General features: G+C 60.8%; 7 protein-coding genes. 5 read left to right on the top strand and 2 right to left on the bottom strand.

All coding sequences use genetic code 11. The features are described 5' to 3' along the window. Nucleotides 1-39: 39 nt before the first annotated feature. Complete coding sequence (locus tag DCO47_RS23905) at nt 40-1,932, bottom strand: methyl-accepting chemotaxis protein (RefSeq protein ID WP_216594664.1); 1,893 nt, start codon at nt 1,930-1,932, stop codon at nt 40-42. Between the two features lie 281 nt (nt 1,933-2,213). On the opposite strand from DCO47_RS23905, the gene DCO47_RS23900 reads away from it, so the two are divergent. Together DCO47_RS23900 and DCO47_RS23895 are read left to right on the top strand one after the other, a co-directional pair. After that, nucleotides 2,214-2,468, top strand: a complete 255-nt coding sequence (locus DCO47_RS23900) for a lipoprotein (RefSeq protein ID WP_042608658.1) — start codon at nt 2,214-2,216, stop codon at nt 2,466-2,468. 29 nt (nt 2,469-2,497) lie between these two features. Beyond that, the gene (locus tag DCO47_RS23895; RefSeq protein WP_042608659.1) at nt 2,498-3,067 is read left to right on the top strand and encodes a lipocalin family protein; all 570 of its coding nucleotides are present in this window, start codon (nt 2,498-2,500) and stop codon (nt 3,065-3,067) included. 120 nt (nt 3,068-3,187) lie between these two features. Here the strand turns inward: DCO47_RS23895 and DCO47_RS23890 are convergent, their stop codons facing one another. Next, on the bottom strand, nt 3,188-4,552 hold the full coding sequence (locus DCO47_RS23890; protein WP_116659058.1) for a formimidoylglutamate deiminase: 1,365 nt from the start codon (nt 4,550-4,552) through the stop codon (nt 3,188-3,190). Nucleotides 4,553-4,698: 146 nt separating this feature from the next. Between DCO47_RS23890 and hutC the strand changes: the two genes are divergently transcribed. The 3 genes from hutC (at nt 4,699) to hutU (ending at nt 8,146) form a co-directional block, all read left to right on the top strand. Further along, the gene (gene hutC, locus DCO47_RS23885; RefSeq protein WP_162803449.1) at nt 4,699-5,409 is read left to right on the top strand and encodes a histidine utilization repressor; all 711 of its coding nucleotides are present in this window, start codon (nt 4,699-4,701) and stop codon (nt 5,407-5,409) included. Further along, nucleotides 5,406-5,975, top strand: a complete 570-nt coding sequence (locus DCO47_RS23880; RefSeq protein WP_116659057.1) for a HutD family protein — start codon at nt 5,406-5,408, stop codon at nt 5,973-5,975. Before hutC ends, DCO47_RS23880 begins: the two co-directional genes overlap by 4 nt. Nucleotides 5,976-6,457: 482 nt before the next feature. After that, nucleotides 6,458-8,146, top strand: a complete 1,689-nt coding sequence (gene hutU, locus DCO47_RS23870) for a urocanate hydratase (RefSeq protein ID WP_042608662.1) — start codon at nt 6,458-6,460, stop codon at nt 8,144-8,146. Nucleotides 8,147-8,235 lie beyond the last annotated feature (89 nt).

Genomic DNA, 8,235 nt, shown 5'->3' with positions numbered 1-8,235 from the left:
ATTCTGTAGGAGCTGCCGAAGGCTGCGATCTTTTGATCTTTATATACGGAAGCTACCAACCAGTTGCTTGAGACGTGCCGCCTGCTGCTCCAGATCCGAGCACGCGCGCAACGTCGCCTGCAAATTCTCCACCCCTTCCTGATTCAGCGTGTTGATCTCGTTGATATCGACATTGATCGATTCGACCACGGCCGTTTGTTCCTCGGTCGCAGTGGCCACCGACTGGTTCATGCCATCGATTTCGCCGATGCGCTGGGTCACGCTGCCCAGACGCTCGCCGGCCTGGTTGGCGATGCCGACGCTGCTTTCACTCTCGCGCTGGCTCTCGGTCATGATGGTCACCGCCTGGCGTGCGCCGACTTGCAGCTCTTCGATCATCTTCTGCACTTGCTGCGCCGAGTCCTGGGTGCGATGCGCGAGATTGCGCACCTCGTCGGCCACCACGGCGAAACCGCGCCCAGCCTCACCGGCACGCGCAGCTTCGATGGCGGCGTTGAGTGCGAGCAGATTGGTCTGCTGGGAAATGCTGGTGATCACTTCGAGAATCTGGCCGATGTTCACCGTGTTGCTATTCAGCGTTTCGATGTTGCCACAGGAATCGCTGATCTTCGCCGACAGTTGCTGCATGGCTTGAATGGTTTTATCCACAACCTGCTGGCCGTCGACCGCAAGGCTGCGCGCATCGCTGGAATGCTGCGAGGCGAGGGCGGCGTTCTGTGCGATTTCCTGGGCGGCAGCGCCGAGCTGATTGATCGCGGCGGCGACGCTGTTGGTACGGTTGGCCTGCTGGTCGGAGTTGTACATCGAGGAGTTCGAGGCGGCGACCACGCGCAGGGCGACTTCGTTGACCTGGCCGGTGGCCGAGGACACTTCGCGGATCGAGGTGTGAATGCGCTCGACGAAGCGGTTGAACGAAGTGCCCAGTGCGCCGAATTCATCGTTGCCGTGGATCACCAGACGTTTGGTCAGGTCGCCTTCGCCTTCAGCGATGTCATGCATCGCACGGCCCATGGTCAGCAGCGGCTGCATCAGCACGCGAATGAGCATGCCGAGCAGGCCGATGATGATCAGCACGGCGATGACCATGGCGATCAGCGCCGAGGTGCGGAATTCGCTGAGCATAGAGAACGCGGTGTCTTTGTCGAGCACCAGCGCCACGTACCAGTCGGCCGACGGCACGCCGTTGACGCGAGTGAAGGAAATCAACTGGGTCTTGCCATCAAACTCGACTTCTTTCAGGCCCGGACTGACTTGAGGCGCACCGTTCGGGTAGGCCTCGGCGAGGGTTTTAAGCACCAGTTTGCTGTCCGGGTGAATCAGGATCTTGCCTTCGGCGCTGACGATGAACGCGTGCCCGTGGCCGCCGAAGTTCAGCGAGTTGATGATTGCGCTGACACTGGTCAGGTCGATGTCCGCACCGGCGACGCCGAGCATCTGGCCCTGGCGCTGCACCGGCGTCGCTACTGTGATGACCAGTTTGCCCGACGAAGCGGCGATGTACGGTTCGGTGACGATAGTCTGTTGCGCGCTGTTCGCCGCTTTGTACCAGCCACGCGCACGTGGATCGTAATCCGGCGCGCGGTTGCCGGCGGGCACGGAAAACATCACGCCGTCAGCGCCACCGAAATAGCTGAGCTGGAAATTGCCGGTGTAGGCGGGCAGGTCGATGATGCGTTTGAGGCTGGCGGGGGCATTGCCGTCAACGGCGACTTGCTGCGACAGCGATTGCAGCAATTGAATGCGGCTTTCCAGCCAGGTCTGGATGTTGCTGGTGGTCAGGCTTCCCAGCTCCTGCATGGTGGCTTCGGTGCTGCTGCTCAAGGCCTGACGCTGGCGATAGTCGTTGAACAAGATGAAACAGGCGAACGCAACGGCCACCACAAGGGCAGCAGCCAGCAAAATCTTGTGGCTGAATTTCATGTTTCTGGTCATCGAATGAACTACCGCGAAGGGGCTGGTCAGGAAAGGGCGGCAATTTGCCATATTCGGCAGCGTTGCGCTGCTCTTATTTCGACCGCGGCGCGCCAAAGATTAGGCGCTTGCGGGGAAAGTCGACGAAATGCTCGACAGCTTCACAAAGTTTTTGATTTACCGACAAAAGCCGGACGGGCGGGCTGATAAATAGCCATCCGTTCACGGAACCAGATGACACTTTTCTCTTCTAAGCTTCTGGTTGGCACCATGCCATCCCCCCTCGTTCCAGGAGTTTCACCATGTCGCTGCGATCTATCGCCCTGCTGTCGTTTTGCGTGCTGTTGGCCGCATGCAGCAAGGTCAATCAGGAAAACTACTCGAAGCTCTCGGCCGGCATGGCCAAGTCCGACGTGGAAACCCTTCTCGGCAAGCCCACCGATTGCTCGGGCGCGCTCGGTATGTCCAGCTGCACCTGGGGCGACAAGAACAGCTTTATCAGCGTGCAATACGCCGGTGACAAAGTGCTGATGTTTTCCGGCCAAGGCCTGAAGTAAACCGGGGCTTCGCGCCCACGGAGAAAAAAATGAAGCGGTTATTGCTTATCCTTTTTGCTGGCCTGGTACTGGCTGGCTGCGCCACTTCCGGCGTCGACCCGTTGGCGCCGAGAACCGTCAACAGCGTCAACCTCAAGCGTTATCAGGGCACCTGGTATGAACTGGCACGCTTGCCGATGTACTTCCAGCGCCACTGCGCGCAATCCGAAGCCCACTACAGCCTCAAGCCGGACGGTAACGTCGGCGTGCTCAACCGCTGCCTGACCCCGGACTGGCAATGGGAAGAGGCCAAGGGCACGGCTTATCCCCAAGTGCCGGGCAAGACCGACAAGCTCTGGGTCGAATTCGATAACTGGTTCTCACGCCTGGTGCCAGGTGTGGCGAAGGGCGAGTACTGGGTGTTGTACGTCAGCGACGATTACAAGACCGCCATCGTCGGCGATCCGAGTCGCAAGTACTTGTGGCTACTGTCGCGCACGCCGACCGTTAACGGTGTAGTGCGTGAAGAACTGCTGAGCAAGGCGCGTCAGCAGGGTTACGACACTACGCGACTGATCTGGCGCGCGTCGGATCGGCAGATGGCCAAGACCTCTAATTAAGTCTCGATACAAATCAAATGTGGGAGCGAGCCTGCTCGCGAAGAGGGTGTGTCAGTCGACATGAATATTGACTGATGCACCGTTTTCGCGAGCAGGCTCGCTCCCACAGTTTGTTTTGCGTCAGCCTAAAAGATCACGCAGTACCTGGGTGAAGGCTCGGGCGCTTTGCTCTTCGCCGGCATGCCGGCCATCGCGTACCACCCACTGACCATTCACCAGCACATCGCGCACCTGCCGATCGCCGCCGGCGAACAGCCAGCGATTCAGAATCCCGTCCCCCGACGCTGTCGCCAGATACGGATCGTTGCCATCGAGCACGATCCAGTCCGCGCGCTTGCCCACCTCCAGCGCACCGATCGGCTGCCCCAACGCCTGCGCGCCGCCGTCCAGCGCCGCGTCGTACAACGTGCGACCGACCATCGGCTGGTCCGCGCCGTACAAGCGATTGCGCCGCTGATCACGCAGGCGCTGGCCATATTCCAGCCAGCGCAATTCTTCCACCACGCTCAGCGACACATGGCTGTCGGAGCCGATGCCCATGCGCCCGCCCTGGGCGAGAAAATCCACTGCCGGGAAAATTCCGTCACCCAGATTCGCTTCAGTGGTCAGGCAAAGCCCGGCGATCGCGCGACTGTTGGCCATCAGCGAGACTTCTTCCGGGTTGGCGTGGGTCGCGTGGACCAGGCACCAGCGCTGATCGACTTGGGTATTTTCGTACAGCCATTGCAGCGGCCGCCGACCGCTCCAGCTCAGGCAGTCGTCGACTTCTTTCTGCTGTTCGGCGATGTGGATGTGCACCGGGATCTGCTTGTCACTGGCAGCGAGCACTTCGCTGATCTGCTGCGGCGTCACCGCGCGTAGCGAGTGGAAACACAGGCCCAGCGATTGCGCCTTCTGCTGTGCCAGTAATGGCTGCAACCGCGCGTGCAGATTCAAGTAGTTTTCGGTGCTGTTGATAAACCGGCGCTGGCCGTCATTCGGCGTCTGCCCACCGAAACCGGAATGGCTGTAAAGCACCGGCAGCAGGGTCAGACCGATACCGCTTTCGCTGGCGGCCTGGCTGATGCGCAAGGCCAGTTCGGCCGGATCGGCATACGGCTGGCCGCTGCTGTCGTGGTGCACGTAGTGGAATTCAGCGACCGAGGTGTACCCGGCCTTGAGCATTTCGATGTACAGCTGACGGGCGATGATGCCGAGCTGATCCGGGCTGATCTTTCCGACGAGGCGATACATCAGATCGCGCCAGGTCCAGAAACTGTCGTTGGGGTTACCGGCCACTTCGGCCAAACCAGCCATTGCGCGCTGGAAGGCGTGGGAGTGCAGATTGGGCATCCCCGGCAGCAGCGGCCCGTTCAGCCGCTCGGCGCCGTCTGCGGTGGAATCGGCCTGGATTCGGGTCAGCAGGCCATCGGCGCTGACCTCGAGACGTACATTGTTGGCCCATCCGTTAGGCAGCAGTGCGCGTTCGGCAAAGAAGGCGGACATCGTTCGGCACCCCATCGTGTGTTATTTGTATATACATATACAGACGTTTGCCTGCCCGGTAAACTCCGGCAAGCTAGTCACTTTCATCCAATGAACAGGGATCAACCGTGCCGACTCCGCCTCCAGTCTCTCCGTTGGCCGCGAACATGGGCGACAGTCCGGCGCCCTTGTACGCCCGCGTCAAGCAGATGATCACCCAGCAGATCGACAGCGGTAACTGGCCGCCGCACTACCGCGTGCCGTCCGAAAGCGAACTGGTCAGCCAGCTCGGCTTCAGCCGCATGACCATCAACCGCGCCCTGCGCGAGATGACCGCCGATGGCCTGCTGGTGCGCATGCAAGGCGTAGGCACCTTTGTCGCCGAACCGAAGAGCCAGTCCGCGCTGTTCGAAGTGCACAACATCGCCGACGAAATCGCCTCGCGCGGTCATCGCCACACCTGCCAGGTCATCACCCTCGAGGAAGAGGCCGCCGGCTCCGAGCGTGCGCTGGCACTGGATATGCGCGAAGGGCAGAAGGTCTTCCACTCGCTGATCGTGCATTACGAGAACGACATTCCGGTGCAAATCGAAGACCGCTTCGTCAACGCCCTGGTCGCCCCGGAGTACCTCAAGCAGGACTTCACCCTGCAGACACCTTACGCCTACCTCAACCAGGTCGCGCCGCTGACCGAAGGCGAGCACGTGGTCGAAGCGATACTCGCCGAGCCGTCCGAATGCAAGTTGCTGCAGATCGAAAAGGGCGAGCCGTGCTTGCTGATCCGTCGGCGTACCTGGTCGGGGCGTCAGCCAGTGACGGCGGCGCGCTTGATCCATCCGGGTTCCCGTCATCGTCTCGAAGGGCGGTTCCATAAATGAATGCACTCAAGGTCCTACGCGCCGAAGGCTACCCGCGCATGCCGTGGAAAAACGGCGGCGGCAGCACCGAAGAAATCACTCGCGATGCAGGTGCTGGCCTGGACGGTTTCGGCTGGCGCCTGTCGATTGCCGACATCACTGAGTCGGGCGGGTTCTCGACGTTCGCCGGTTACCAGCGAGTCATCACCGTGTTGCAGGGGGACGGCATGACCCTGTGCGTCGACGGTGACGATACCCGCCCACTGTTACCCCTCGACCCGTATGCGTTCAGCGGCGAAAGTCAGGTGTCCTGCACGTTGCTCGGCGGTGCGATTCGCGACTTCAATCTGATCTACGCGCCGCAACGTTACAGCGCGCGGTTGCAGTGGCTGGACGGTGAGCAGCGATTTTTCAGCTCGGCGGGGACGTTGCTGGTGTTCAGTGTCAGTGACTTGCTGCAAGTGCAAGTCGGTGAAACCGCATCGCAACTCGGTCGCCATGATTGTCTGCAACTGGACGGTAACGCCGGACTGGTTGAAGTCGCCACCAATGCCGCTTGCTGCGTCATCGAACTCCTCCAAAACTGAACACAATCCCCCTGTGGCGAGGGACCTTGCTCCCGCTGGAGGCCGAAGGACTCCCAATTCCGGTAAACACCGATTTGGGGCTGCTTCGCAGCCCAGCGGGAGCAAGCTCCCTCGCCACAGTTGCATTCACACTTCCTGTTTCCATCCTCGCACCAACTTGTTACCGAACGCCCCAGCGTGGCGCAAAACCTCGCTTTCGAAACACTCCCCAACCCCTTCCATTAATACCCTCGAAATATTTCATCCACGCGTGACCCCTTGATTCAGGCGCTCTCCAGCCCTGTCCGTATTTTTTCTTGAACACCTCTCCAACAAGTTGGCCGCTTGATTGCATATGCTTGTATGTACAAGTAAAGACGTATGCGTATGAGTCGTCCGAGACTCTCCGCAGCGTCCACTGATTCGCTTGTCGCGCAGAAAAGCGCGCAGGCTGCTGCCCACTGCCAGGGTTGGTTTGAATTGATCGCTGAGGAGTCTTTTTCGTGACTGACAATACCCAGAACAGCAACAAGTTTCGTGACGTGCAGATTCGCGCCGCACGCGGTAACACGCTGACCGCCAAGAGCTGGCTGACCGAAGCGCCGCTGCGCATGTTGATGAACAACCTCGACCCGGAAGTCGCCGAGAATCCGAAAGAGCTGGTGGTCTACGGTGGCATCGGCCGCGCTGCGCGGAACTGGGAGTGCTACGACAAGATCGTCGAGAGCCTGACCCACCTGAACGACGACGAAACCCTGCTGGTGCAATCGGGCAAACCGGTCGGCGTGTTCAAGACTCATAGCAACGCGCCGCGCGTGCTGATCGCCAACTCCAACCTCGTGCCGCACTGGGCGAGCTGGGAACACTTCAACGAACTCGACGCCAAAGGCCTGGCCATGTACGGCCAGATGACCGCCGGCAGCTGGATCTACATCGGCAGCCAGGGCATCGTTCAGGGGACCTACGAAACCTTCGTCGAAGCCGGTCGCCAGCATTACAACGCTGACCTCAAGGGGCGCTGGGTGCTGACCGCGGGCCTCGGTGGCATGGGCGGCGCACAACCGCTGGCCGCCACCCTGGCCGGCGCCTGTTCGCTGAACATCGAATGCCAGCAGGTCAGCATCGATTTCCGCCTGAAGAGCCGTTACGTCGACGAGCAAGCCAAAGACCTCGACGACGCCCTGGCACGCATCGACAAATACACCAAGGAAGGCAAAGCGATCTCCATCGCTCTGCTCGGTAATGCTGCCGAAATTCTCCCGGAACTGGTCAAGCGCGGCGTGCGCCCGGACATGGTCACCGACCAGACCAGCGCCCACGACCCGCTCAACGGTTACTTGCCGGCCGGCTGGAGCTGGGACGAATACCGCGCCCGCGCCAAGACCGAACCGGCCGCTGTGATCAAAGCCGCCAAGCAGTCGATGGCCGTGCACGTCAAAGCCATGCTGGAATTCCAGAAGCAAGGCATTCCGACCTTCGACTACGGCAACAACATCCGTCAGATGGCGCAGGAAGAGGGCGTCGAAAATGCTTTCGATTTCCCGGGCTTCGTGCCGGCGTACATCCGTCCGCTGTTCTGCCGTGGCATCGGCCCGTTCCGTTGGGCGGCGCTGTCGGGTGATCCGCAGGACATCTACAAAACCGACGCCAAGGTCAAAGAGTTGATCCCGGACGACGCACACTTGCACAACTGGCTGGACATGGCCCGCGAGCGCATCAGCTTCCAGGGTCTGCCGGCACGTATCTGCTGGGTCGGTCTGGGCCAGCGCGCCAGGCTCGGTCTGGCCTTCAACGAAATGGTGCGTAGCGGTGAGCTGTCGGCACCGGTGGTGATCGGTCGCGACCACCTCGATTCCGGATCGGTCGCCAGTCCCAACCGCGAAACCGAATCGATGCAGGACGGTTCCGACGCCGTGTCCGACTGGCCACTGCTCAACGCGCTGCTGAACACTGCGAGCGGCGCGACCTGGGTATCGCTGCACCATGGCGGCGGTGTCGGCATGGGCTTCTCGCAGCATTCGGGGATGGTGATTGTCTGCGACGGTACCGATGAGGCCGCCGAGCGCATCGCCCGCGTACTGCACAACGACCCGGCCACCGGCGTCATGCGCCACGCCGACGCCGGCTACCAGATTGCGATCGACTGCGCGAAAGAGCAGGGGCTGAATCTGCCGATGATCACCGGCAAATAATGCTTCCCCCCTGTAGGAGTGAGCCTGCTCGCGATAGCGGTGTGTCAGCCAGCACATTTGCTGAATGTGCTGGCCTTATCGCGAGCAGG

Origin of the sequence: Pseudomonas sp. NDM, assembly GCF_003105095.1 — a bacterium.
Classification (GTDB): domain Bacteria; phylum Pseudomonadota; class Gammaproteobacteria; order Pseudomonadales; family Pseudomonadaceae; genus Aquipseudomonas; species Aquipseudomonas moraviensis_A.
This window is presented reverse-complemented; position numbering and strand designations above follow the sequence as displayed.

Excerpts from the sequence above, each read along its gene's own strand:
- DCO47_RS23905 (WP_216594664.1), bottom strand. The coding sequence starts at position 1,932 with ATGACCAGAAACATGAAATTCAGCCACAAGATTTTGCTGGCTGCTGCC.
- DCO47_RS23900 (WP_042608658.1), top strand. The coding sequence starts at position 2,214 with ATGTCGCTGCGATCTATCGCCCTGCTGTCGTTTTGCGTGCTGTTGGCC.
- DCO47_RS23895 (WP_042608659.1), top strand. The coding sequence starts at position 2,498 with ATGAAGCGGTTATTGCTTATCCTTTTTGCTGGCCTGGTACTGGCTGGC.
- DCO47_RS23890 (WP_116659058.1), bottom strand. The coding sequence starts at position 4,552 with ATGTCCGCCTTCTTTGCCGAACGCGCACTGCTGCCTAACGGATGGGCC.
- hutC (WP_162803449.1), top strand. The coding sequence starts at position 4,699 with ATGGGCGACAGTCCGGCGCCCTTGTACGCCCGCGTCAAGCAGATGATC.
- DCO47_RS23880 (WP_116659057.1), top strand. The coding sequence starts at position 5,406 with ATGAATGCACTCAAGGTCCTACGCGCCGAAGGCTACCCGCGCATGCCG.